Raw genomic sequence first — 24,222 nt, 5'->3', positions numbered from 1 at the left:
GTCCCTGACCGGCGTGCGGGCAGGGCGGCGCTGCGGGTCCGTGCCCGGTCCTCCGGGCACGGCGGAGCGGCCGCGCGGCGTCATCGATCGGCCGCGCGAGCTGCGGAAACGGAAGAAGTCTGCGGAGCCGGGAACCGGCTTACGTCATCGTACGGGCGGTCCCCGCCGGCACATCGCCCCTGTCAGGACCTGCGGCTGCCGTACGGCGACCGCTGCGGGCACGACCGGGCGGGTCACGCCGGTCTCCGGGAGCGGGGCGCGGGCGGTCAGGCCGCGCCAGAAGCCGCGCACCGCGCGGGCCAGCAGCGTCAGGAACGTCCCCAGCGCCGTCTCGCCCCGGTGCAGCCACCAGGCGGACAGCGCCGCGACGACCACGTGCGCGACCAGCATGCCGAGCCCCGTGGAAAGCTCGCCACCGCCGTGCCCGTGCTCGTGGTGGGAGGAAGCGGGCGCGGTGCCGCCCATGCCGAAGAGGCGGTGCATGCCGTACTGGGCGGCGAAGGCGGCCACGACCAGCGTCCCGAGCGAGCGCCGGCGGCGGGCGAGGAGGAAGGCTCCCGCTCCGGTCGCGGCGGTGGCGGCGGCGAGCAGCCCCGGGCCGACGCCGGAGCCGCCGGCCAGCGTGTGCAGGCCGAGCGCGGCGTACACGCAGACGACGGCGAACACCATCGAGCGGGGGCCGCGCAGGCCGGCCCGGCCGGCCTGCGCGCCGTCCCTGCTGTCGGTGCCGCCGAAGCGTCCTTCCTGCTCGGGTTTCACACGCGACCACCGCTCACACCGTCAGATACGGGGGCGTGTCACGAAAAGTTCAGACACATCCCGGGTTCAACCCTGGTGCGGCGCGTCCCCCTCGTAGACCAGGCGCGGCGGCCGGCCGTCGAACAACTGGCTCACGGTGACGAACGTGTACCCCTTCCTGGACAACGCCTTCAGCACCCGGGGGATGGCCTTCACGGTCGTCGGGTGGATGTCGTGGAACAGGATGATGCCGCCCGGCCGGGCCGACCTGATCGCCACCCTGGCGACCCGGGCGCTGTCGCGGTGCAGCCAGTCGAGGGTGTCCACGCTCCACAGCACGAGCGGACGCTTGATCCTGACGCGCAGGGTGTTGTCGAAGGCCCCGTACGGGGGCCGGACGAGCGCCGGCACGAAGCCCACGGCGGCCCTGACGGCCTCGTCGGTGCGGGCCAGCTCGGTCCGTACGGCGGCGGCGGACAGCTTCGTCAGGTCCTGGTGCGACCAGGTGTGGTTGCCGATCTCGTGCCCGGCCGCGGCGGTGCGGCGCAGCACGGAGGGGTAGGCGGCGACGTTCTGGCCGACGACGAAGAACGTGGCGGGCGCCTGGTGGGCGGCGAGGTGGCGCAGCAGCGTGTCGGTGTACGGGCCGGGGCCGTCGTCGAAGGTCAGCGCCACGCACTTGACCCGCCGGCAGTCGACCGGCTGGCCGGCGGGCCTGTTCACCGGCTTCTCCCGCCCGGCCTCCACCCGCGCCACGACCGCCGCACCCGCCCCGGAACTGGGGGTGGGGCTGGGGGTGGCGCCCGCGCTGGAGCTGGGGGTGGCGCTTGGGGTGGCGCTGGGGACGGAGCTCGGGGTGGCGCTGGGAGTGGCGCTCGGAGTGGGGCGCGGGGCGGTGCTCCCGGCCAAGCCCGTGCCGGTGCTCCCGGTCGGTCCCGCGCCGGCGCCCCCGGCCAAGCGCGGGGCGGTGCTCCTGGTCGGGGTCGCGTCGGTGGGTTGGAGCGTTCCGGCGTCCAGTCGCTGGTGGACCGTCGCGCACATCGCCGCGGCCATGGTCACCACTGCGGCCACCCGCGCCGCCCCCCGCCTCGCAGCACCCGCGCTCATCCGATCCCCCACTCGCCGGTCCCGCCCGCCGGGACCATCCCCGAACGGTTGGACATCCGCCACTCGCACCTGGTTCGCGGTGAACCGTTCTCTCCGATGACACAGTTCCCTTCTCCGGCGGTCAGACCTACGACGGCGACCGGGACCGGCACGGCGCGGAAACTTGATCCGGCGATCCGGGGCCGAGGATCATGCGGGGAATGGACTACTACCTGATCTCCACCTCGGCACATGACCGGTCCCTGGCGGGAGTCCTCGTGGAGGAGTTCGTCCTCTGCGAGGACTTCACCGCGGCCGGCATCGACAGCGCCGAGTGGGGATCGGAGACCGGGGAGTGGCTGGCCGCGCCGGAGGTCAGCAGGCTCATCCGCTCCGACGGCGCCCTCCGCGCCCGGGTACGGCCGGCGGGCCGGCGCGTGGCGCGGGAGGCGTACGCGCGGCTCGGCGGGGGAGAGCTGCCCGAGGAGGAGGAGCTGCGCGAGCATTTCAGGCGCCGCCAGCCCCTGCCCACCACGGCCCCGCTCCGGCTGGGGTCGGGGCCGGACAAGGACCGCCGCTACCGCATCCTGTTCGCCGGCGAGCTGGGCGCGGACGGGCTGGCGGGCGCGCAGGCGGCGCTCCGGCTGAAGCCCACGGGCGATCCGCGGGTGGTCGGCACGGCGTCCGTGAGCGCGGGCGGGCACGGCTTCACGTGGGAGCTGCGCCGCATCGGGTCGGGGATCGCCTGGTGCGTGGACGTGACGGCCCGGCTCGGCGGCGGCTCGCTGGCCACGCTGGAGGCGCTGCTGACCTACCAACGGCAGGCCGTACGCCGGCAGGGCCTGATCCCGGTCACGGTCGAGCGTTTCGCCTGAGATGAACCGTGCCGTCCCGGCGTTCGTACTGTCGATCGTGAGCCCGTGATCCGCATGCCCGCCGTCATCGGGGGAAGGGGCGGTGGCTCACATGCGCGACTGTCCGCTCTCCTCAGGCGGGAGGCATCATGCGGAACGGCACGACGATCGCCGGCGCCCTCGCCGCGGCGCTGCTCCTGACCGCCGGCTGCACCTCAGCAACCGGCGGGATCGGTGACCCGCGACCGGGCGGCGCGGGCACGCCGGCGGAGCAGGGCCCGGCGGCCAGGCTGTCGATCACGCCCGCCGACGGGACCACGAAGGTCCCGCCGGACACGGGCGTCGGCGTCAAGGTGGCGCAGGGCAAGCTCACCGGCGTGAGCGTGACCGACGCCAAGGGCCGCGAGGTACGCGGCACGCTCGCCGCCGACGGCACCTGGCGCCCCCGGTGGCCGTTACGGCCCTCGGCCCGCTACACCGTCAGCGCCGAGGCCACGGGCACCGACGGCCGGCCGGTCACGGCGACGGCCAAGTTCGCCACGCTCAAGCCGGCCCGGGTGCTGGAGAGCGGCATGTCGCCGCTGGACGGCGAGCGGGTCGGCGTCGGCATGCCCGTGCAGCTCCTGCTGTCGCGGCCGGTGACCGCGAAGGCGGACCGGGCGCGGATCGAACGGTCGCTGGTGGTGCGCATGTCGAAGCCGGTCGAGGGAGCCTGGAGCTGGGTGAGCGAGCGCGAGGTGCAGTTCAGGCCGCGCGAGTACTGGCCGGTCGGGGAGAAGGTCACGGTCGTGGCGCACCTGGCGGGGCTGCGCGCCGGCGAGGGCGTGTGGGGCACGAAGGACCGCGAGCTGAGCTTCACCGTGGGCCCCTCGCACATCACGAAGGTCAGCGCGAGCACCCACCGCGCCGTGGTGCGGGACGGCGGCAAGGTCGTCAGGACGATCCCGGTCAGTCTCGGCAAGCCCGGCGACGACAGCTACTCCGGCGTCATGATCGCGCAGGAGAAGTCCGCCACGACCATCATGGACTCCGCGACCGTCGGCAAGCCGGGTGAATACCGCATCCGTACCAAGTGGAACGTCCGCATGACCTACAGCGGCACCTTCTTCCACGCCGCCCCGTGGTCCACGGGGGCGCAGGGCAGCCGCAACGTCAGCCACGGCTGCGTCAACGCCAGTCCGGAGGACGCCCGCTGGTTCTACGAGTTCACCCAGCGCGGCGACGTCATCGAGGTCACCGGGACCTCCAGGAAGCTGCGTTTCGGCAACGGCCCGACGCCGTGGGCCAAGTCGTGGGAGGACTGGCTGGCCGGCAGCGCGCTCGGCAAGCCGGTCAGCGGGTAGGACCACGATGAACGGAAGGGGAGCGAGGCGGTGCTGATGAGCGGGGACCGCGCGGTGGACGGCCGGCTCGGCGCCGTCCTGCTGTGGACGCTGATCTGGGTGCTGAACGCCTACGTCCTGCTGACGGGCTGAGCGCGCTAGGCGTGTCCGCCCGGCACGACCAGCCCTGACTCGTAGGCGAGGACGACGAGCTGCGCCCGGTCGCGTACGCCCAGCTTGGTCATCGACCGGCTCACGTGCGTCTTGGCGGTGGCCGCGCTGATCACCAGGTGGGCGGCGATCTCCTCGTTCGACATGCCGCGGCCGACGAGGGAGACGATCTCGCGCTCGCGCTCGGTCAGCCGCTCCAGCCCGGCGGGGCGGGCGGACGGGCGCGGCGGGGTGCTGACGTACTCCTCGATGAGGCGGCGGGTCACCGACGGCGACAGCAGCGCCTCGCCCTGGGCGGCCACCCGCACCGAGCGCAGCAGGTCGCCGGGCTCGATGTCCTTCAGCAGGAAGCCGGACGCCCCCGCCCGCAGCGCGGCGAAGACGTACTCGTCGAGCGCGTAGTTGGTGAGGATCACCACGCGGACGCCGTCGAGCTCCGGGTCGGCGCCGATCCTGCGGGTGGCCTGGATGCCGTCGAGCAGCGGCATCCGCACGTCGAGCAGCGCCACGTCGGGGCGCAGCCGGCGGGCCAGCTCGACCGCCCGCGCGCCGTCGCCCGCCTCGCCGACCACCCGGATGTCGTCGGTCAGCTCCAGCAGCGCCTTGAACCCGGCGCGGATGAGCGGCTGGTCGTCGGCCAGCAGGACCTCGATCACCGGCCCGCGCCCGCCCCCACGGGCACCGGCAGGTCGGCGCGCACGCTGAATCCTCCGGCCGGCCCCGGCCCGGCCGTCAGCGAACCGCCTGCCGCGACCGCGCGCTCGCGCATCCCGATCAGCCCCATCCCCGGCGTGACCGTCCCGGCCTCGCCGTCGTCGTCCACCCGCAGCGTGATCCCCGCCGGATCGTAGCCGACGGTCACCACGACCGACGCCGCGCCCGAGTGGCGCAGCACGTTGGTCAGCGCCTCCTGCACGATCCGGTACGCGGCCCGCCCCACCTCCGGCGGCACCGGGTAAGGCTCGCCCGTCACCGCGTACGACACCCGCGGCCCCGCCCGCCCGGCCCGGGACACCAGCCCCGGCAGCCCGTCGAGCCCGGCGTCCGCCTCGCGCTCCGGCCCCGCCCGCCGCAGCACGCCCAGCGTGGCCCGCAGCTCGCGCATCGCCTCGTGCCCGGAGTCCTTGACCGCCGCCAGCGCCTCCCTGGCCCGCGCCGGATCCCGGTCCATCAGCTCCATCGCCACCGCGGCCTGCACGTTGACCACGGAGATGGTGTGCGTGAGCGAGTCGTGCAGCTCCTGCGCGATCCACAGCCGCTCCTCACCGGCCCGGCGCAGCGCCGCCTCCTCGCGGGTGCGCTCGGCCTCCTCGGCGCGCTGCTCCACCGCCCGCAGGTACGCCCGCCCGCTCCGGGTCACCTCGCCGACCACGACCATCGCGACCAGCCAGCCGCTCAGCAACGTCATCCCGTCGCCCATCGACGGGTCCTGCTCGGCCAGCGCCATGAACCCGTACACCGGCAGGGCCAGCCCCGCCGCCAGCCAGATCGCCTGCGCCCGGCGGCCGAGGGAGGCGAGGGTGTAGATCGAGGCCAGCGCGGGCCCGGCGGTGAACATGCCCGGGTAGTGGACGGCGTAGTAGGCGGCGCCGGCCGCGACGGCGACGGTCCCGGCCGCCAGCGGGGCCGCGCGCCGCCAGGCCAGCGACAGCGCCGCGACGGCGATCAGGATCAGGCCCGCCGGGTCGAGCGGCCGTTCGCCCGGCCCCGTCCACGACAGGCCGGCGTAGGTGCCGCCCATGATCCCGGCGAGGGCGCCCGCGGCGATCAGGGCGTCGGTTCTCCGGCTGCTCATGCCCCACACGGTAGGGGGTCGCGCCGGGGGCGGGCGTCGTCCGGAGGGCGTACGCCGGGGGCCGGAACGGGGCGGCGTACCCCACGGGGAGTACGCCGCGGTGCCGCCCGCCGGGCGACGCCCGCGAGGAGCCCGGGAGCCCACGATGGCCTCCCATGACCACTCCTTCCCGTACCCCCTCGTGGATCCTGTGGCCGCTGCGGGGCCTCGCGACCGCGCACCTGGCCGGCGTGCTGGCCCAGGCGGCGCTGGCCGGGCTCTTCGTCACCGGCGACGTGGACCTGCTGGCCTGGCACCGCGACAACGCGGGGGTCACCCACAGCCTGCTGTACCTGCAACTCCTGGTGGCGGTCCTGCTGTGGCGGCCCGGCCGCGGCCCCCTCTGGCCGGCCCTCGCCAGTCTGGGGCTCGTGGCGGCCGAGACGGTCCAGGTGGCGCTCGGCCAGTGGCGGGTCATCGCGCTGCACTTCCCGCTCGGCATGGCCGTCTTCGGGCTGTCGGCCGTCTTCACCGCGTGGACGTGGCGCCTCGGCCGGGGGAGCGCGGCATGAGCGGGTCCCCGCTGTCGAGGAGGGCGTTCCTGGGGGTGCTCGGCGCGGCAGGGCTCGCCGCCGCCGGGTGCGGGCAGCACTCCGGCGAGCTGCTGCCCAGCCTGGCGCCGCTGCCCGAGCCGTTCACGGTGCCGCTCCCGGTGCCGGCGCCCGCCCGGCCGGTCGGCCCCGGCCGCTACGAGGTGACCCAGCGGGCGGCCGAAATAGAGATCCTGCCGGGCCTGCGCACCCCGATCTGGGGGTACGAGGGGACCTTCCCCGGCCCGCTGTTCGAGCTGCGGCGCGGCCGGCCGGTCACCGTCGCGGTACGCAACGAGCTGCCCGTCCCCACCTCCACCCACCTGCACGGCGGCGTGAACCCGCCGGACGCCGACGGCTACCCCACCGACCTCGTCGTCCCCGCCGGCTACCGCGCCCACCACGCCCACGGGCACCCCGAGACCCACCACCGGGGCGTGAAGGAGTACCGCTACCCGGTGGACCAGCCCGCCGCCACCCTCTGGTACCACGACCACCGCATGGACCACACGGCCCCGCAGGTGTGGCGCGGCCTGGCCGGCCTCGCCCTGGTACGCGACGACGAGGAGGACGCCCTGCCCCTCCCCAGGGGCGAGCGGGAGCTGCCGCTGCTCATCTGCGACCGCTCCTTCGCCGCGGACGGCTCCTTCCGCTACCCCGACCACGGGGCGGGCGGGCACTTCGGCGGCGACCACATGGAGGGCGTCGAGGGCGACGTCGTGCTCGTCAACGGGGCTCCCTGGCCGGTCGCCGAGGTCACCGCGACCCGGCACCGCCTGCGTCTGGTCAACGCCTCCAACGCCCGCCGCTACCTGCTGCGGCTCGCGCCGGGCGGCGCGCCGTTCGTCCAGATCGGCAGCGACGCCGGGCTGCTGGCCGCGCCGGTGGCCCACGAGGAGATCCCGCTCGCGCCCGGCGAGCGCCAGGACGTGCTGGTCGACTTCTCGGCCTACCCCGTCGGCGCCGCGGTCACCCTGGTCAACGCCCTAGGAGAGGGCTCGGCCAGGAACGTGATGCGCTTCGTCGTCGCCCGCAGGGCCGCCGACGACAGCGCGGTCCCGCGGGTCCTCTCCCGCGCCGCCGCGCGCCCGGCCGACGTGGGGCCGGCGGTCGCCACCCGCCGGTTCGACTTCCGGCGCGGCCAGACCGCCTGGACGATCAACGGCCGGCCCTACCAGCCCGGCGTGCCGCTGGCCCGGCCCCGGCTCGGCACCGCCGAGATCTGGCGATTCAGCAGCGACTTCCACCATCCCGTGCACCTGCACCTGGCCCACTTCCTGGTGCTGGCCCGCAACGGCCGGCCGCCGGCGGCGACCGACGGCGGCTGGAAGGACACCGTGGACGTGCGGCCGTACGAGGTCGTGGACGTGCTGGCCCGCTTCGCCGGCCACCGCGGCAGGTACATGCTGCACTGCCACAACCTGGAGCACGAGGACATGGCGATGATGGCCGACTTCGACGTGGTCTGACGCCCCGGCGCCAGGCCGGATAAGGGAGACTTGCTGTCGAACGGGACTTTTCGCGGTAGGAGCAGGCATGCACATCGTACGCTTCGTCAGCCCCCTGACCGGCGCCGGCGCGGTCGGCGTCGACGACGGCGAGCACGTGACCGAGCTGTCCGGCGTCACCACCGTCGGCGAGCTGCTGCGGCTGCCGGCCGCCGAGCTGCGCGAGCGCGTCACCGCCCCTTCCGGCGTTGAGCACGCCTCTGCGGCGGTGCGCAGGCTGGCCCCGGTGGACGGGCTCATGGAGGTGTGGGCGGCGGGCGTCACCTACCGGCGCTCGCGCGAGGCGCGGGTGCTGGAGAGCGAGCGGGCCGCCGACGTGTACGAGCTGGTCTACGACGCCGAGCGGCCCGAGCTGTTCTTCAAGTCCGTCGCCTGGAAGGTGACCGGCGACGGCGGCCGCATCGCGGTGCGCGCGGACTCGGAGATCGACGTGCCGGAGCCGGAGCTCGGCCTGGTGCTCAACGCGGCCGGCGAGATCGTCGGCTACACGGTCGTGGACGACGTCAGCTCCCGCACCATCGAGGGCGTCAACCCGCTCTACCTGCCGCAGGCCAAGATCTACCTGGGCGCGTGCGCGGTCGGCCCGGCCATCCGGCCCGCGTGGGAGGTCGCGGACCCGTACGCGCTGGACATCACGCTCACCATCGCCCGCGGCGGCGCGACCGTGTGGGACGGCAAGTCGTCCACCTCCGACCTGCACCGCCGCCTCGACGAGCTGGCCGGCTACCTGTTCCGCGCGGACGTCTTCCCGGACGGCGCGGTGCTGGCCACGGGCACGAGCCTGGTGCCCGACCTGCCGTTCACCCTCCAGGACGGCGACACGGTGACGATCGGCATCGGCGAGGTCGGCACCCTGACCACCACCGTGGTCAGGGGCCTGGAAGGCATGCGCGCGTAGCGGGCCGGGTCACCAGCGGGACGGCGGCGGGGGCGGCACCACCGGCGGACGGTCGTCGCAGGTGACGGTGTTCGGCAGCATCCACGGCGCGAGCCAGCCGCCGTCGTTGCCGCCGAGGTCGGTCAGCGTGAACTCCGAGCCGGTGGGCGGGAAGCCGAAGGCGCCGCAGTTGTTCACGCCGACCGCGCCGACGTTGCGCGCGTCCACGTTCTCGAACGTCGCCGACCCCTTGACGCGGGCGCTCACCACCGACGTCCCCGTGCCGTCCACGCGGGTGTCCTTGAAGTGCACGTTCGTGATGGCGTACAGGTCCTTCACCGACCACTCGCTGACCAGCATGATCGCGTTGTAGGTGTTGTCGAGGAAGTGGTTGCCGGTGGCCCGCACGTCGGCGGCGATGTCCCGCTCCAGCGCGTAGAGCCAGATGGCGCCGAGCCCGATGTTCCAGTTCAGCTCGTACGTCCCCGCCCGCACCGTGGTGTTGCCGGAGATCGTCAGCCGCCCCTCGAACGGCTCGGCCCCGAAGCGGGAGCCGACGTGGAGGGCGCTGCCCTCGCGGACCGGGTCGGCCACCAGGTTGCCGGAGACCGTGTTGTCCCGGCCGCCGTAGACGGCGATGCCGTTGGCCAGCACGGGCGACTGGACGGTGTTGCGTTCGACGCGGTTGCCCGCGTCGGCGCTTTTGTCCGACCACAGGGCGATGGCGTCGTCGCCGGTGTTCCGGATGACGTTGCCGGCGATGACCGAGTTCGTGACGCCGGTGTGGAAGTTGATCGCGTCGGCGATCTGGTCGACGATCGTGTTCCCGGTGATCCGCAGGTTCGTCATCGGCCCGTCGAACCACATGCCGACCTTGGTGTGGCGGATGTGCAGGCCCTCGATCGTGGAGTCGCTGAGTGCGCCGCCGACGCCGTTGACCTGGTCGGTGTCGACGCGTTCGCGCACGTCGCCCTCGATGGCGAAGCCGGACAGGTGCACGTTCCTGCTGCCGCCGTCGGCCGCGTCCCTGCCGTAGAAGCCGACGCCCGTGTGGACGGAGCCGTCGGGCGCGGGGGCGGGCAGCGCGACCTGGCGGCCCTTGATGACCGTGTGCCAGCTGCCGGCGCCGGCGATGGTGACGTCGTCCACGATGATGTGCCGGTTCACCTGGTACGTTCCCGGCGGCACGTACACCTTGAGCCGGGCCCGCTTGGCGAAGGCGATGGCCCGGTCGAACGCCTCCGCCGACTCGCGCCGGCCGGTGGGGTCGGCGCCGAAGGCCACCACGTTCGCCCCCGGCACCAGCCGAGGCGGTCCGACGAGCTGGGAGTCCATCAGGTCGATGACGGTCCAGGCCGCGCCGCCGCGCGCGGGCGCGGTCAGCCGAACCCGGTCGCCCGCGCGGTAGGCGCGGCCGAGCAGCAGCCGCTGCTCGTCGTAGAAGTGGTGGGGGCGGAACGGCTTGGCGACGACCGGCGGCGGCGTGGTGGCGTCCGGCACGCACGCGCACTCGGTGATCCACCAGTCGGGGTGCAGCAGGTCCGCGTCCGGGTCGTTCGAGAACGGGTACTGGTTGTACAGCCAGGAGTACTGCGAGGTCAGCGTCATGGTGCGGCGGTCGCCGCCGTTGACCGTGACCTCCAGCGGCGCGGTGAGCCCGCCGCCGCCGGGCGCGTCCGGGATGCTGTAGCGCACGGTGAGGGCGTCGGCCGCGGCCGGCAGCGTGAACTCGACGTGCTGGCCGGGCGCGAGCCGCACGGCCCGGCGGCCCGACGCCTCGGAAGGCAGCGTGTACGCGTTCCGGTCGGGGCCGATGACGGTGCCGTTCGTGGCGGCGTTCTCCGCCTCCTGCTCGGCGAAGTCCACCGCCGCGCCACGGCCGGCGACCAGGGCCGGATCCAGACCCGCGCGGGTCACGACGGGGGCCCGGCCGGTGGCCCGGCTGATGGCTTCGCCGGCGGCGGCCGCGGCCGTGGCCGGCGCGAGCCCGGCCACGGCGAGTAAGGCCGACACGGCCAGAAGGGGGATACGGCGCATCCGGTGCTCACTTCTCTCGGGCGTCCGAGGACGGGGGTGACGTGACAGTAGGTCCCCCGCACCCCGGCCCACAAGGAGTTGTGCGCAACTTACGTCTTTTCGCCAGCTTCTTGCGTAACAGCGCAAGACCTTGCGTGCTGTTACGTCATGTCCGTGTGCCTGTCGCCGGCCGCGGCGGCGTCCTCACGCAGCCGGCGGGCCCGGCGGCGCAGGCTCTCGGCGGTGGCCAGGCAGGAGTCCTCCAGCTCGGCCAGCTCACGGCGCAGCACCGCGGCCCGCTCGGCGAACCGTTCGGCGGCAGGGCCGGTCCAGAACGCCTCGCACTCCTGCGGGCGGGCCGGCACGCCGTCGAGCGCGCCGGTCAGGCGGCGGGCGTAGCGGGTGAAGGTGGAGGCCAGAGACTCCTTCTCGGCGGCCTGCCGGAGGAGCTGGTGCTTGCTGGTCATACGCGTTCTCCGGCGTCGAGAAAGGTCTCCAGGTCCTGCCACAGGCGGTGGCCGGCGTCCAGGGCGCCGGTCAGGGCGGACCAGGCCCGCTCGCGCAGGCCGTCCGCGCCCGCGCCCGGCTCCAGCGCGCGGCGCAGCGCCGCGGCGAGCGCCCGCTCGTAGGCGGGATGGGTGCCGAGGGCGTAGGCGTCCAGCAGGACGCCGGTCTCCTTCTGGTGCTCGGCCAGCAGCTCCTGCAGCGCCTCGGGAAAGGCGCGGTAGGCGTGCGCGAGGTGGTGCAGGTTCCAGTCGGGACCGGCGTCAGGGCGGCGGTTCAGCAGCTCGACCGCGACCACGTTGAGCAACGCGCCCGACGGGCGGGCCAGCGCGATCAGCGTGGTCAGCACGTCGGCCGGAGCGGTCGCCGGCAGCTCGCGCCACTCCTCGCCGAGCCTGCCGGTGCGCTCGGCGGCGGCGAAGGCCCGCGCCAGCAGGCCGGGGGAGGCGTCGGCCGCCCGGGCGAGCGCGGCGGGCGGCAGGCCGTCGCGTTCGCCGGGGGCCTCTGCCTCCGACCAGCCCCGCAGGACGAGCACCAGGCCGTCAGGCCCGAGCGCCCCCAGCAACCCCGCCGCATGGGCCGGATCCCCGGCCGCCTCGCCGGTTGGTCCGGCGGAGGCGGCGAACGCCCGCTCGACCTCGGCGGGCCGGCCCGTGGCGAGGGCCGCGAGGACGGCCGTGGCCGTCTCGGCGGCCGCCCACGTGGCCTCCGCCTCGCCGGCGAACGGGAACGCGACCGTGAGCAGGCCGCGCTCGCGCACCGGCACCAGCTGCTCGGCGGTGTCGATGCGCCACCTGAGCTCCCGCCGCGCGTCGTGCAGGAACTCCTGCGCCCGCCGCAGTGCGGTGGTGCCGTGGCGGCCGGCCCAGTCGTCGCCGGCCTCCGCCACGGCCGCGTCCACCAGCGGACGCACGCCGCTCAGCAGCAGGCTTCCGGCTTCGAGGCGGCGGATGAGGTCGTGTGCTCGGCTGGGGTCGATCCCCACGAACTCCCCCATGGTGAAACCCTCCCAGAGGGTGTGATTACCGCGTGAGTCAAACACACTCGGCGGTGGGTCGCAGGGCTTTCGCCGTCCCATGCGGAACGGGAATCACCCGGTGGCGTCCTCCTTCTCGAAGGCGCTGAGCGTGGGGTCGTAGTCGGAGGCGCCGATGTCGTACATCGGGGTCATCCAGTGGTAGAAGTTGTCGCCGCGGTCCCGCAGCAGGTCGTACAGCCTGCGCATGAGCCGGCGGCGGACCCCGGCCAGCTCGGGATGGGTGTAGCGGTTGCTCAGCTCGTGCGGGTCGGCGTGCAGGTCGTACAGCTCGTTGACGGACTCGGGGTTGACGACGAGCTTGTAGCGGTCGTCGCGGATCATCCGCTGCGGGTAGGGGAAGTGGTGGCCGTGGTACTCGGCCAGCAGCTCGCCCGGCCACTCCGGACGCTCGCCGCGCACCAGGGGCAGGAGGCTGCGGCTGTCCACGGCCGGCTCCGGGTCGCAGCCGGTCAGCTCCAGGATGGTCGCCGTGCAGTCGGTGAGGGTGACGAACTCGTTCCTGACCTGCGGCGGCGCGCCCGGCACGCGGACGATGCCGGGGATGCGGTAGATGTCCTCGTACATGGCCGGGCCCTTGTCGTGCAGCCGGTGGGCGCCGGTGAACTCGCCGTGGTCGGCGGTGAAGAAGACCGAGGTGTCGTCGCTCAGCCCCAGCTCGTCGAGGCGGTCGAGGATGCGGCCGAGCTGCTGGTCGATCAGCGTCACGTAGCCCCAGTAGACCGCGATCAGCTTGCGGGTGATCTCGATGGGCAGGGTGTCGAACGCCCAGTGGGCGCTGTAGTTGCGCTGCACCGGCGGCTTGCCCTCGAACGTCTCGGCGATCGACGGCGGCAGCTCCACCAGCTCCGGGTCGTACATGTCGAAGTACTCGTCCGGCAGCAGGTACGGCAGGTGCGGCCCGAAGAAGTGCGCGGCCAGGTAGAACGGGCGGCCGTCGGCGGCGTACCGGTCGAGGTGCTCGATCGTCCGCGTCGCCAGGTAGTGCTCGAAGGTGGCCTCGACCGGCTGGTGCAGCCGCCCGGCCAGCAGATTGCCCGGGTTGCCGTTCGGGGTCGTGCCCCGGATCAGGTCCGAGATCCGGTACGGCGGCAGCCCCCGCTCCTCCAGGTAGGCGAGGTAGTCGGGATGGTCCACCGGGTTGTGCCAGCCGGGCAGGTCGGGGCCGTCGAAGCCGTAGGAGGCGGCGTTGCGGTGGGTGCCGCCGTGCCACTTGCCGATCAGCCCGAGCTGGTAGCCGCGCTCCTTCAGCGCGGACGGGAAGGTGAACGCGTCCTCCCGCAGGTCCTCCAGGTAGCCGACGTTGCGCTCGTAGTTGGCCAGCAGCCGGTGCCGGAACGGCGCCTGCCCGGTGAGCAGGCTGGCCCGCGCCGGCGTGCAGATGGCCGTCGGCGTGTAGAACCGGTCGAAGCGGGTGCCGCTCGCGGCCAGCCGGTCGAGGTTGGGCGTGGCCACGTGCGGGTTGCCGTAGCAGCCGAGCGTGTCGACCCGGTGCTGGTCGGTCATCAGGAACAGCAGGTTCACTTGCCGTACGCCTTCTCGTAGAGGTCGCCGGTGTAGTACGACGACGGCTCGGGCAGCGACTTGAGCTGGCCGGTGCCGACGAAGAAGTCGCCGAGGCTGTTCAGCCACTTGGCGACCGTGCCGTCCTTGGTCTTGGCGACGAGGTCGGCCGTGGACATGACCTCGACGTTGGCCGCGTCCGCCTTGACCTTGGCCGGGTCGAGCTTGAGCAGGGCCGCCGTCTCGGTGACGGTCTCCTCGGGGTGCGCGGCCCGCCAGTCGTTGGCCTCCTGCAGCACCTTGATCACCTTGGTGGTCAGCTCCTGGTCGGTGTCGGTGCCGCTGACGAAGGCGTTCGGGAAGGAGTTGTCGGGGTACTCGCGGGTGCTGGCGATCTCCGTCATGTCCGGCACCTTCACCTTGATCGTGTCGATCAGCGGGTACCAGAGGCCGGCGCCGTCGATCTGCCCGGCCGAGAACGCCGACACCACGGTCGCCGCGTCCATCGGCACCTTCTCGATGTCGGCGGCCGTCATCCCGGCCTTCTGCAGGGCCAGGTTGAGCACCATGTCGCCGGAGGTGCCCTCGGGCACGCCGACCTTCTTGCCCTTGAGGTCCTGCATGGTCTTGACGCCCGGCCGGCCGATCACCCGGTCGGCGAAGCCGAGCGTGTTGATGGAGACGACCTTGGCCTTGCCGGAGGCGGGCAGCCACATGGCGCCGGGGCCGATGTAGCCGAAGTCCAGGTCGCCGGCGCCGAGCGCCTGGATCTGGAGCGGTCCATTCGTGAAGACCTTGATCTCGGGGGTGAGCCCCTGCTTCTCCCAGAGCCCCTGCTTCTGGGCGACGGCGAGCAGGCTGGCGCCGTTGTAGTCCCCGATGTAGCCGAAGCGGACGGTGGTGCCGTCGTCGGAGCAGGAGGTGACGGAGAGCGTGATGACGCTCACCGCGGCGGCGGCGGTGAGGGCGCGGCGAAGAGAACGCATGTCGTGTTAATCCTTTCCAGGGGGTTTTTAAGCTGCTTTGGGCTGGTGGTAGACGCCGTGCCAGACCTCGTTGCGGATGCGCGCGAACTCCGGCGACAGCCGCATCTCCTCGGTCCTCGGGTACGGCAGGTCCACGTCGACGATCTGCTGCACGCGGCCGGGCCGGGCGGCCATGACGATCACCCGCCGGGCCAGGTAGACGGCCTCGTCCACGTCGTGCGTGATGAACATGACCGTGCGCCGCTCCCTGCTCCAGGTGTCGAGGAGCTGGTCCTGGAGCTGGACGCGGGTGAGCGCGTCGAGGGCGCCGAACGGCTCGTCCATGAGCAGCACCTGCGGGTTCACCGCGTACGCGCGGGCGATGGCGCAGCGCTGCTTCATGCCGCCGGACAGGGTCTTCGGCAGCGCGTCGGCGAAGTCCGACAGCCCGACCAGCTCGATCGCGTGCTCGGCCCGCCTCCTGCGCTCGTCGGGAGGCAGGTTCATGAGCTTGAGCCCGAACTCGACGTTCTTGCGCACGCTCAGCCAGGGGAACAGCGCGTACTGCTGGAAGATCACCCCGCGGTCCGGTCCCGGACCGGGGACGGGCGCGCCGTCCACCAGCACCTCGCCGGAGGTGGGCTCGGTCAGCCCGGCGGCCATGCTCATGAGCGTGCTCTTGCCGCACCCCGACGGGCCGACGACCGTGACGAACTCCCGGTCGGCGATGTCCAGGGAGACGTGGTCGAGCGCGGTGAAGACGCCGTCCTTCATCGGATAGGTCTTGACGATGTCCCTGAAGGAGATCTTGGCGTTCATCGGCGCTCCTGCCAGTCGGTGAGGCGGCGCTCGGCGAGCAGCAGCAGGCGGTCCATCAGCAGGCCGAGCACGCCGATGGCGATGAGACCCACGAAGATCGTGGACAGGTCGTAGTAGAGCTGGGCCTGCTGCATCCGGTAGCCCAGCCCCTCCTGCGCGGCGATCAGCTCGGCGGCGACCAGCGTCCCCCAGGCCGAGCCGAGCCCGACCCGCATCCCGACCAGGATGAACGGCGTGGACGCCGGGACCACGACCTTCAGGAAGATCGTCCGGTCGGACGCGCCCAGCACGCGGGCGGCGTTGATGAGCGTCTTGTCCACGTCCACCACGCCCTGGAAGGTCGAGACGACGCTGGACAGGAACGCGGCCAGGAAGATCACGAAGACCTTCGGCACCTCGCCGATGCCGAGGAGCACGATGGCCAGCGGGATGATCGCCAGGGGCGGGATGGTGCGGAAGAACTGCACGTACGGCTCCAGCAGGCCGCGCGCGGTGGCGTACCAGCCCATGAGGAAGCCGACCGGGATCGCGAGCAGCGTGCCCATCAGGAAGCCGAGCAGCACCCTGCGCAGGCTGGCGAGCGCGTCCTGGAGCAGGGTGCCGTCCGCGACCAGCTCGCCGGCCTTGGCCGCCACCTCCATCGGGGTCGGCAGCCCCTGGACGCCGATCGTGGCCAGCAGCGTCCAGACGAGCAGGCCGAGGACGACCGCGACCAGGTTGAGCACGAGCGTGCGCCGGGGACGTCCGGCGGCGCGCCGCGCCGCCGGCGCCGCCGGCTTGCCCAGCGTGGTGAGCTGGGTCATGAACCCTCCTTCACGAGGTTGTGGTGCCGCGGGGACAGCGGGGGAACTCCGGCGGCGAGGTCAGGGCCGGCCGGGTAGCGGGAGAGCAGGGGCGACTCGTGCAGCACCAGCGCGATGCCGCCGAGCGCGCCCGCGGCCTCGCCGAGCGTGGCCCGGCGCAGGCTGACCCGGTGCCGGGAGATCGGCATGACCCGGGCGTCGAGCGTGCGCCCGATCGGCGCCAGCAGCGCGGCGCCGGTCTCGGCCAGCTCGCCGCCGATCACGATGACGCCGGGGCCGACGGCGTTGCAGAGGGCCGCGAGCACCGCGCCGATGTCCGCGCCGACCTCCGCCAGCAGGGCGAGGGCGCCCGGCTCCGCCCTCCCCGCGGCCTCGACCAGGTCACGTACGTCGTCGGCGTGGCCGCCGCGGTCGCGGTAGGCGTCCAGGACGGCCCTGACCGAGGCGACGGTCTCCAGGCAGCCGGTGCCGCCGCAGGAGCACGGCCGGCCGCCCGGATCGACCACGATGTGGCCGAACTCGCCGGACAGGCCGTACGCGCCGCGGTGCAGCGAGCCGTCGATCACCAGGCCGCCGCCGACGCCGTGGGACAGGCGCAGGTAGAGCACGTCCCGGCCGCCGGCGGCGGCGCCCCAGATGGCCTCGCCGAGCGCGGCCAGGCGGGTGTTGTTGTCGAGCAGCACGGGCACGCCGAACCGCTCCCGCAGCAGCACCTGGGCGCGGTGGGGGAGCGGCTCCCCGGCCTCGATGTCGTTCTCGAAGTCACTCTCGATGTCGCCGTCGGGACCGCCGTCGGGGTCGCTGATGGGGCCGACGACGCCCGCGCCGATCGCGCTCAGCGCGCCGAGCCGCAGGTCGCCGCCGCCGAGCCGGCCGATCAGCCGCTCGGCCAGGTCCACCCGCCGCTCCCAGGGCAGGTCGGCGTCGTGCGGCTCGCTGGCCGCGCCGACGATCTCGTGCGCCAGGTTGACCGCCGCGACGTGCAGCGCCCGCCGGGCGAAGTCGATGCCGATCGCCTGCCCGGCGCCGGGGTTGAGCGCCAGCGTCTCGGCCGGCCGGCCCCGGCCGCGCGGGCCGTCGTCCTGCTGCCCGGCGGGCACGACGGCGCCGGTGGCGACGAGCTCGGCGAGGATGTCGTACAGCGTGGTGCGCGACAGCCGGCACAGCTTGCCGAGCTCGCCCCGGCTCAGCGGGCCGTGCTTGCGCAGCAGGCCGAGCACGAGCTCTTCGTGCCCGCGCCGGAGCTGTGACAGGGGGCCACGGGGTGGTGACATGACGGAGAGTGTGCCGAGGTCACCTCTTTTTCGTCAATAACCCGGAAAAAAACTTGTCCTGACTTATACCTGGACGCTCCTGCCCCATCCGTTGACATTTGTTTGGATGGTCGCCAAATTAAAGGAGCGCGTGCCGTCCCCGAGCCGACCCCCGGAAGGCCCCATGAGGCGCTTGCTCACGGTGCTCCTGGCCCCGCTCCTCGCCCTGCTGCCGGCCCCGCTCGCCACGGACGCGGCGCAGGCCAGGCCCCAGCGCCAGGTCACCTACGACCACTGGTCCCTCATGCTCGACGGCCGCAGGGTCGTGCTCCAGGCGGCCGAGTTCCACTACTTCCGGCTGCCGAGCCCGCCGCTCTGGCGGGACGTGCTGGAGAAGTTCAAGGCGGCCGGGTTCAACGCCGTGTCGCTCTACTTCTCCTGGGCCTACCACTCGCCGCGCCAGGGCGTGTACGACTTCACCGGCGTCCGCGACCTGGACCTCCTGCTGCGCACCGCCGCCGAGACCGGCCTGCGGCGGCGGCCTGCCCGCCTGGGTCAAGACGGTGCCCGGCCGCGCCCGCAGCAGCGAGCCCGGCTTCCGTGAGGCGTACCGCGAGTGGCTGGACCGGGTCAATCCGATCATCGCCCGGCACCAGTACGGCAGGGGCGGCCCGGTGATCCTCTACAACGCCGAGAACGAGTACCAGGTCAACACCGACGCGGCGTACATGCAGGACATCCAGGACCGGGCCCGCGCGGCCGGCATCGACGTGCCGATCACCACCAACGACTGCTGCGACGCCGGGAGCTGGAGCTCGACGTGGGCCACCGGTCCCGGTGCGGTGCAGATCCCGGGCGTGGACGACTATCCGCAGTCGTTCGCCTGCGACACCCCCGGGGAGTGGGGCCCCTGAGGTGAGGGGCTGACCGAGCGGCTGCGCGAGGACATCCCCGTCTTCGCCGCGGAGTACCAGGCGGGGGCGATCGACCTCGGCGGCGCCGGCTACGACAAGTGCAGGGAGCTGACCGGCCCGGCGTACATGAAGTTCTTCTACAAGAACAACCTGATCCAGACCGGCGCGACCATGCTCTCGTACTACATGGGCTTCGGCGGCACCAACTGGGGCTGGCCGTGACCGCCGAACGGCCCCTGCCCGCCGGGCCGGGGCCGTTCGAGCTGTTCGCCTACGGCAACGTACGGAGGTAGGGCCGGGTCAGCCCTTCACGGCCATCTCGCCGAGCTCCGACCAGTCGTCCTGCGGGACGGTGGTGTTGACGATGCGCGGCGTCTCCACGAGGTACTGCGGCAGATCCCGCCGGGCCTGCTCGAAGTGCGCCGACTGCACGTGCGCCGCCCCGGCGGCGTCGTCGCGGAACGCCTCGACCAGGACGTACTCGGCGGGGTCGTCGACGCTGCGCGACCAGTCGAACCACAGGCAGCCGGGCTCGGCGCGGGTCGCCTCGGTGAACTCCCCGGTGATCTCCGGCCAGCGGTCGGCGTGCTCCGGCTTGACGCGGAACTTCGCGGTAATGAAGATCATCGAGCCTCCCTGATCGGATGTGTCGTACGAGATCGAGCCTAATTTCATGTATGTCCAGTAGGAAAAGTTGACTTTCGGTAAGGAGGGCCGTAGCTTCGTACGCATGAGCCAGGGCCTCTACCTGACCCGGCGCCCGCACGTGGACCACGGCCACGTAGCCAGCGCGCAGTGTCGCTGATCACGCACCCAGGACCCCTCTCCCTCCCCCTGACGAGGAACCCCATCGTGATCAAGACCAGACATGCCCTCATGGCCGCGTTGCTGACCGCCGTACTGGCGGGCTGCGGCGGCGCCGAGGCGACCACCGGAACGTCGGAGGTGAAGGTGCTGCGCTACCAGGGCAGCGCCGGCGCCGTCACCTACGCCGAGCTGGCCGAGGAGCTCGGCTACCTCGGCGACCTCAAGCTCAAGTGGGTGGGCAACACCACCTCCGGCCCCCAGGACATCCAGTCGGCCGCCACCGGCCAGACCGACTTCGGCGGCGCGTTCAACGGCGCGATCGTCAAGCTCAAGGCCGCCAGGGCCCCCATCAAGGCCGTGGTCGGCTACTACGGCTCCGACCGCGACACCTTCAACGGCTACTACGTCAAGGACGACAGCCCGATCAGGACCGCCCGCGACCTCATCGGCAGGAAGATCGGCGTCAACACGCTCGGCGCGCACCACGAGGCCGTCATCAAGGAATACCTCAAGCGCCAGGGCCTGACCCCCGACGAGATCAAGCAGGTCCAGCTCGTGGTGATCCCGCCGGTCAACACCGAGCAGGCCGTCCGGCAGGGACAGCTCGACGCGGGCACCCTCGGCGGCGTGCTCAGGGACAAGGCGCTCGAACGCGGCGGCCTGCGGCCGCTGTTCACCGACGTGGACCTGTTCGGCCCGTTCACCGCGGGATCGATCGTGCTGCGCGAGGACTTCATCGCCGACAACCCGACCACCACCAGGACGTTCGTGACCGGCTTCGCCAAGGCCGTCGCCTGGGCGCAGACGCACTCGCGGGCCGAGGTCGTCGCCACGTTCGAGCGGATCATCGCGGGGCGTGGCCGGAACGAGAGCGCCGAGACCGTGCGCTTCTGGAAGAGCACCGGCATCGCCGGCAAGGGCGGCCTCATCGCCCCGAAGGAGTTCGGCACCTGGATCGACTGGCTGACCCGCGAGGGCGAGCTGCGCCCCGGCCAGGTCGAGCCGGACGACCTCTACACCAACGCTTTCAACCCCTACGCCGCCGGGAGCACCTCATGACCGAGATCGGCATCCGCAACGTCACCAAGACCTTCCACGTCAGAGACGCCGCCGAGCCGTTCACCGCGCTGTCCGGGGTGGACCTCGACGTGCGCGCGGGCGAGTTCCTCGCCCTCGTCGGGCCGAGCGGCTGCGGCAAGTCCACCCTGCTCGACCTGGTCGCGGGGCTCACCCCGCCCACGTCCGGGCAGATCCTGACCGACGGCGACCCCGTGACAGGACCCGGCCTCGACCGGGGCGTGGTGTTCCAGCAGTACGCGCTCTTCCCGTGGCGCACCGCGCAGGCGAACGTCGAGTTCGGCCTGGAGGCCAAGGCCGTGCCGAGACGGGAGCGGGCGGCGCGGGCGCGCGAGCACCTGGCGCTGGTGGGCCTCAACGGGTTCGAGGACCGCTACCCGCACGAGCTGTCCGGCGGCATGCGTCAGCGCGTCGCCATCGCCCGCAGCCTCGCCTTCGACCCCGACGTGCTGCTCATGGACGAGCCGTTCGCCGCTCTGGACGCGCAGACCCGCGAGTCGCTGCAGGAGGAGCTGGTCCGCGTCTGGCAGCACACCGGCAAGACCGTCATCTTCATCACCCACGGCATCGACGAGGCCGTCTACCTGGGGCAGCGGGTCGCCGTCATGACGTCGAGGCCCGGCCGGATCAAGGAGGTCGTGGAGGTGGCGTTCGACTCGCGCGAGGGCGACCTGCGCGCCGATCCGGCCTTCGGCGAGTACCGTCACCACATCTGGACGCTGCTGCGCGACGAGGTCGCCGCCGCCCAGGTGCAGGAGCGAGAGGTGGCGATCTCCCATGGCTGACACCCGCGCCGCACTGCCCGGCGACCTTCATTGGTACGACCTCCCCGACGACGAGGCCGACGACAGCGCCGACGAGGGTGCCCAGGACGACGCCCGGCCGCCCGCAGCGCGACGCCGGTGGCTGCCCGCCTGGCTGCGCAGGGCCGGGGTCAACACGGTCGCCGTGCTGCTCCTCCTCGCCGCCTGGGAGATCCTGCCGAGGACCGGCGTCGTGGACCCGGTGTTCGTCCCCCCGCTCTCGGACGACCTCGCCGCCTGGTGGGACCTCCTCGTCACCGGCAGCCTCCCCGAGCACCTGGGGGCGTCACTGGGCCGCTCCCTGGCCGGCTTCGGCCTGGCCGTCGTGCTCGCCATCCCGCTCGGGCTGCTCATCGGCTGGTACCGCCCGGTCGCCGACCTGCTCACGCCGCTGCTGGAGCTGTTCCGCAACACCTCGGCGGTGGCGCTGCTGCCGGTGTTCACGCTGATCCTCGGCATCGGCGAGCCCGCCAAGGTCTCCTTCGTGCTGTACGCCTGCTCGTGGCCCATCCTGCTCAACACCATCAGCGGCGTGAAGACCGTCGAGCCCCTGCTCGTCAAGTCCGCCCGGTCCATGGGCCTCGGCCCGTTCCGGCTGTTCCAGAAGGTCATCCTGCCCGCCGCCGTGCCCGCGATCTTCACCGGCGTGCGGCTGGCCGGCGCGACCTCCATCCTCGTGCTGCTGTTCGCCGAGATGGTCGGCGCGAAGGCCGGCCTCGGCTACCTCATCCTCGACACCCAGTCCAGCTTCCGCATCCCCGACATGTACGCCGGCATCATCACCATCTCCGTCCTCGGCCTGCTGCTGAACCTGCTCCTGGTCGCCGCCGAGCGCCGCTTCTCCACCTGGAGGACCACGTGACGAGAAAGCTCCACCTCAACGCCTTCCTCATGGGCGTCGGCCACCACGAGGCCGCCTGGCGGCACCCGAGCACCGAGCCGGCCCGCCTCACCGACGTCCGGCACTACCAGGAGCTGGCCAGGATCGCCGAGCGCGGCACGCTCGACTCGGTGTTCCTCGCCGACGGGCTCGCCCTGCAGGGGCACGTCGCGCACAACGCGCTCGGCGGCCTCGAACCCCTCACCCTGCTGTCCGCCCTCGCCGCCGTCACCGACCACGTCGGGCTCATCGCGACCGTGTCCACGACGTACAACGAGCCCTTCCACGTGGCGCGCAAGTTCGCCTCGCTCGACCACATCAGCGGGGGCCGGGCCGGCTGGAACATCGTCACCTCCGCCGGCGAGGCCGAGGCGAGCAACTTCGGCATCGAGCGCCCCGCGCACGCCGCCCGTTACGCCCGCGCGGAGGAGTTCCTGGACGTCGTGCTCAAGCTCTGGGACAGCTGGGAGGACGACGCCGTCGTACGTGACCGCGTCGCCGGCCGCTACGCCGATACCGGCAAGATCCACGCGATCGAGCACCAGGGCGAGCACTTCGCCGTCCGCGGCCCGCTCAACGCCTCCCGCCCGCCCCAGGGCCATCCGCTGCTGGTGCAGGCCGGCTCGTCGGAGGACGGCAAGGACTTCGCGGCCCGTTACGCCGAGGCCGTCTTCACCGCCCAGCAGACCCTTGAAGAGGGGCGGGAGTTCTACGCCGACCTGAAGCGCCGGGTCGCCGCCCGCGGCCGGCGGCCTGAGGAGGTGCTGGTGCTGCCCGGCATCTCGCCGATCATCGGCTCGACCGAGCGGGAGGCGCTGCTGCTGGAGAAGGAGCTGGAGGAGCTGATCGTCCCCGCGTACGGGCTGGCGCAGCTCGGCCAGCTGACCGGCATCGAGCTCACCGAGGACGACCTGGACCGGGAGCTGCCCGACGTGCCGGTCGAGACGGAGGGCGCGCAGAGCCGGCGCAAGCTCGTCGTCGATCTGGCCAGGCGCGAGCGCCTCACGGTCCGGCGGCTCCTCGCCCGCCTGGCCGGGGGCCGCGGCCATCGGGTCGTCGCCGGGACGCCCGAGCAGATCGCCGACCAGATCCAGGAGTGGTTCGAGGGCGGTGCGGCCGACGGCTTCAACGTGATGCCGCCGATCCTGCCGCGCGGCCTGTCCGACTTCGTGGACTACGTGGTGCCCGAGCTGCGGGCGCGGGGGCTGTTCCGGCACGCGTACGAGGGCCGCACCCTGCGCGAGAACTACGGCCTGCCCCGCCCCGGCTCCCGCTACGCCCACGACCTGGTGGCCGCCGGATGAGCGTCCTCACCGTCGTCGGCAACCCGAGGGCCGGCTCACGCACCCAGACCGTGGCCGTCGCGGCGGCCGAGGCGGTCGCCGCCCGGCTCGGCGCGTCCCTGCCGCACGAGCTGGCCGACCTGTCGGCGCTCGGGCCCCACCTGCTGGCCCCCGCCGCCTCCCCGGGGGTGGAGGCGGCGCTGGGGCTGGTGGCGGAGGCGGACGTGCTCGTCGTCGCCAGCCCCACGTACAAGGGCACCTACACGGGGCTGCTGAAGGCGTTCCTCGACCGGCTGCCCCCGGCCGCGCTGGCCGGGAAGACCGCCCTGCCGCTGCTGGTCATGGGCGATCCCAAGCACGCGCTGGCGGTCGAGGTGCACCTGCGCCCGCTGCTGGTCGAGCTGGGCGCCACCGTGCCGACGCCCGGCCTGGCCTTCCTGGAGTCACAGCTCCCCGACCTGGAGGCCGTGGTGTCCGCCTGGGCCGACCGCGTCGCGCCGCAGGTCCGCCTGCCCGCGGCGACGTAGGGCCGCGCCGGTCCCTCCCGACCGGGATCTTGTCAGGCAGTCAACACGGTGTTACCTCTTGCGGAGGGCGCGCGTGATCCGCGCGCCCTTCCGGCAGCCAGAGAGGACCACC

The 24,222-nt window shown here is 73.0% G+C and carries 24 protein-coding genes and 1 pseudogene; 12 read left to right on the top strand and 13 right to left on the bottom strand.

Features of this window, described 5'->3' with window-relative positions:
• Positions 1-144 precede the first annotated feature (144 nt).
• Both BMW85_RS20025 and BMW85_RS51200 read right to left on the bottom strand, forming a co-directional pair.
• Positions 145-759: a hypothetical protein gene (locus BMW85_RS20025; protein WP_091083377.1), complete on the bottom strand. Its 615-nt coding sequence runs from the start codon at positions 757-759 to the stop codon at positions 145-147.
• 66 nt (positions 760-825) lie between these two features.
• Positions 826-1,845 (bottom strand): polysaccharide deacetylase family protein, encoded by a 1,020-nt coding sequence (locus tag BMW85_RS51200; RefSeq protein WP_245774945.1) that lies wholly within the window; start codon positions 1,843-1,845, stop codon positions 826-828.
• 200 nt (positions 1,846-2,045) lie between these two features.
• Here BMW85_RS51200 and BMW85_RS20010 point away from each other — a divergent pair, with 200 nt between their 5' ends.
• Positions 2,046-2,699, top strand: a complete 654-nt coding sequence (locus tag BMW85_RS20010; protein WP_091083370.1) for a hypothetical protein — start codon at positions 2,046-2,048, stop codon at positions 2,697-2,699.
• A gap of 128 nt (positions 2,700-2,827) precedes the next feature.
• On the top strand, positions 2,828-4,021 hold the full coding sequence (locus BMW85_RS20005) for a L,D-transpeptidase (protein ID WP_091083368.1): 1,194 nt from the start codon (positions 2,828-2,830) through the stop codon (positions 4,019-4,021).
• 137 nt (positions 4,022-4,158) lie between these two features.
• Here BMW85_RS20005 and BMW85_RS20000 read toward each other — a convergent pair whose 3' ends face one another.
• Positions 4,159-4,827, bottom strand: coding sequence for a response regulator (locus BMW85_RS20000; RefSeq protein ID WP_091083366.1), 669 nt, complete (start codon positions 4,825-4,827; stop codon positions 4,159-4,161).
• A complete protein-coding gene (locus tag BMW85_RS19995) occupies positions 4,824-5,966 on the bottom strand; it encodes a sensor histidine kinase (RefSeq protein WP_091083363.1) in 1,143 nt (380 codons plus the stop codon). Before BMW85_RS19995 ends, BMW85_RS20000 begins: the two co-directional genes overlap by 4 nt.
• A 155-nt stretch (positions 5,967-6,121) precedes the next feature.
• On the opposite strand from BMW85_RS19995, the gene BMW85_RS19990 reads away from it, so the two are divergent.
• The 3 genes from BMW85_RS19990 (at position 6,122) to BMW85_RS19980 (ending at position 8,941) form a co-directional block, all read left to right on the top strand.
• Positions 6,122-6,517 (top strand): hypothetical protein, encoded by a 396-nt coding sequence (locus BMW85_RS19990; protein ID WP_091083362.1) that lies wholly within the window; start codon positions 6,122-6,124, stop codon positions 6,515-6,517.
• On the top strand, positions 6,514-8,004 hold the full coding sequence (locus BMW85_RS19985) for a multicopper oxidase family protein (RefSeq protein ID WP_091083359.1): 1,491 nt from the start codon (positions 6,514-6,516) through the stop codon (positions 8,002-8,004). The genes BMW85_RS19990 and BMW85_RS19985 overlap by 4 nt, the downstream gene beginning before the upstream one ends.
• Positions 8,005-8,071: 67 nt before the next feature.
• Positions 8,072-8,941, top strand: coding sequence for a fumarylacetoacetate hydrolase family protein (locus BMW85_RS19980; protein ID WP_091083356.1), 870 nt, complete (start codon positions 8,072-8,074; stop codon positions 8,939-8,941).
• Between the two features lie 9 nt (positions 8,942-8,950).
• Here the strand turns inward: BMW85_RS19980 and BMW85_RS19975 are convergent, their stop codons facing one another.
• The 8 genes from BMW85_RS19975 to BMW85_RS19940 all read right to left on the bottom strand — a co-directional run bounded on the left by BMW85_RS19975 (position 8,951) and on the right by BMW85_RS19940 (position 17,840).
• Positions 8,951-10,957 carry a glycosyl hydrolase family 28-related protein gene (locus tag BMW85_RS19975; protein ID WP_091083354.1) on the bottom strand — a complete coding sequence of 669 codons (2,007 nt, stop codon included), beginning with the start codon at positions 10,955-10,957 and terminating at the stop codon, positions 8,951-8,953.
• 140 nt (positions 10,958-11,097) lie between these two features.
• Entirely contained in the window at positions 11,098-11,403 is a 306-nt protein-coding gene (locus tag BMW85_RS19970; RefSeq protein ID WP_091083351.1) for a hypothetical protein, read from the bottom strand.
• Positions 11,400-12,437, bottom strand: coding sequence for a hypothetical protein (locus BMW85_RS19965; protein WP_091083349.1), 1,038 nt, complete (start codon positions 12,435-12,437; stop codon positions 11,400-11,402). The genes BMW85_RS19970 and BMW85_RS19965 overlap by 4 nt, the downstream gene beginning before the upstream one ends.
• 93 nt (positions 12,438-12,530) lie before the next feature.
• Positions 12,531-14,000 (bottom strand): sulfatase family protein, encoded by a 1,470-nt coding sequence (locus BMW85_RS19960; RefSeq protein WP_091083347.1) that lies wholly within the window; start codon positions 13,998-14,000, stop codon positions 12,531-12,533.
• Positions 13,997-14,965 carry an aliphatic sulfonate ABC transporter substrate-binding protein gene (locus BMW85_RS19955; protein ID WP_091083345.1) on the bottom strand — a complete coding sequence of 323 codons (969 nt, stop codon included), beginning with the start codon at positions 14,963-14,965 and terminating at the stop codon, positions 13,997-13,999. Before BMW85_RS19955 ends, BMW85_RS19960 begins: the two co-directional genes overlap by 4 nt.
• Positions 14,966-14,992: 27 nt before the next feature.
• Positions 14,993-15,763: an ABC transporter ATP-binding protein gene (locus BMW85_RS19950; protein WP_091083343.1), complete on the bottom strand. Its 771-nt coding sequence runs from the start codon at positions 15,761-15,763 to the stop codon at positions 14,993-14,995.
• A complete protein-coding gene (locus tag BMW85_RS19945; protein WP_091083341.1) occupies positions 15,760-16,566 on the bottom strand; it encodes an ABC transporter permease in 807 nt (268 codons plus the stop codon). The genes BMW85_RS19950 and BMW85_RS19945 overlap by 4 nt, the downstream gene beginning before the upstream one ends.
• Positions 16,563-17,840 (bottom strand): ROK family protein, encoded by a 1,278-nt coding sequence (locus tag BMW85_RS19940; protein ID WP_091083339.1) that lies wholly within the window; start codon positions 17,838-17,840, stop codon positions 16,563-16,565. Before BMW85_RS19940 ends, BMW85_RS19945 begins: the two co-directional genes overlap by 4 nt.
• A 163-nt stretch (positions 17,841-18,003) precedes the next feature.
• Here BMW85_RS19940 and BMW85_RS51965 point away from each other — a divergent pair, with 163 nt between their 5' ends.
• The gene (locus BMW85_RS51965) at positions 18,004-18,423 is read left to right on the top strand and encodes a beta-galactosidase (protein WP_218155862.1); all 420 of its coding nucleotides are present in this window, start codon (positions 18,004-18,006) and stop codon (positions 18,421-18,423) included.
• A pseudogene (locus BMW85_RS51195) lies at positions 18,383-18,955 on the top strand (beta-galactosidase). Before BMW85_RS51965 ends, BMW85_RS51195 begins: the two are co-directional and overlap by 41 nt.
• A 78-nt stretch (positions 18,956-19,033) precedes the next feature.
• Here the strand turns inward: BMW85_RS51195 and BMW85_RS19930 are convergent.
• A complete protein-coding gene (locus tag BMW85_RS19930; protein WP_091083336.1) occupies positions 19,034-19,360 on the bottom strand; it encodes a putative quinol monooxygenase in 327 nt (108 codons plus the stop codon).
• A gap of 225 nt (positions 19,361-19,585) precedes the next feature.
• Between BMW85_RS19930 and BMW85_RS19925 the strand changes: the two genes are divergently transcribed.
• The 5 genes from BMW85_RS19925 to BMW85_RS19905 are packed head-to-tail and all read left to right on the top strand — an operon-like array spanning position 19,586 to position 24,110.
• Positions 19,586-20,599: an ABC transporter substrate-binding protein gene (locus BMW85_RS19925; protein ID WP_245774944.1), complete on the top strand. Its 1,014-nt coding sequence runs from the start codon at positions 19,586-19,588 to the stop codon at positions 20,597-20,599.
• The gene (locus BMW85_RS19920) at positions 20,596-21,402 is read left to right on the top strand and encodes an ABC transporter ATP-binding protein (protein ID WP_091083331.1); all 807 of its coding nucleotides are present in this window, start codon (positions 20,596-20,598) and stop codon (positions 21,400-21,402) included. The genes BMW85_RS19925 and BMW85_RS19920 overlap by 4 nt, the downstream gene beginning before the upstream one ends.
• Positions 21,395-22,282 (top strand): ABC transporter permease, encoded by an 888-nt coding sequence (locus tag BMW85_RS19915; protein WP_091083329.1) that lies wholly within the window; start codon positions 21,395-21,397, stop codon positions 22,280-22,282. Before BMW85_RS19920 ends, BMW85_RS19915 begins: the two co-directional genes overlap by 8 nt.
• Entirely contained in the window at positions 22,279-23,604 is a 1,326-nt protein-coding gene (locus BMW85_RS19910) for an LLM class flavin-dependent oxidoreductase (RefSeq protein ID WP_218155860.1), read from the top strand. Before BMW85_RS19915 ends, BMW85_RS19910 begins: the two co-directional genes overlap by 4 nt.
• Entirely contained in the window at positions 23,601-24,110 is a 510-nt protein-coding gene (locus BMW85_RS19905) for an NADPH-dependent FMN reductase (RefSeq protein ID WP_091083327.1), read from the top strand. The genes BMW85_RS19910 and BMW85_RS19905 overlap by 4 nt, the downstream gene beginning before the upstream one ends.
• Positions 24,111-24,222: the final 112 nt, after the last annotated feature.

The organism is Nonomuraea wenchangensis, assembly GCF_900111685.1.
Classification (GTDB): domain Bacteria; phylum Actinomycetota; class Actinomycetes; order Streptosporangiales; family Streptosporangiaceae; genus Nonomuraea; species Nonomuraea wenchangensis.
This window is presented reverse-complemented; position numbering and strand designations above follow the sequence as displayed.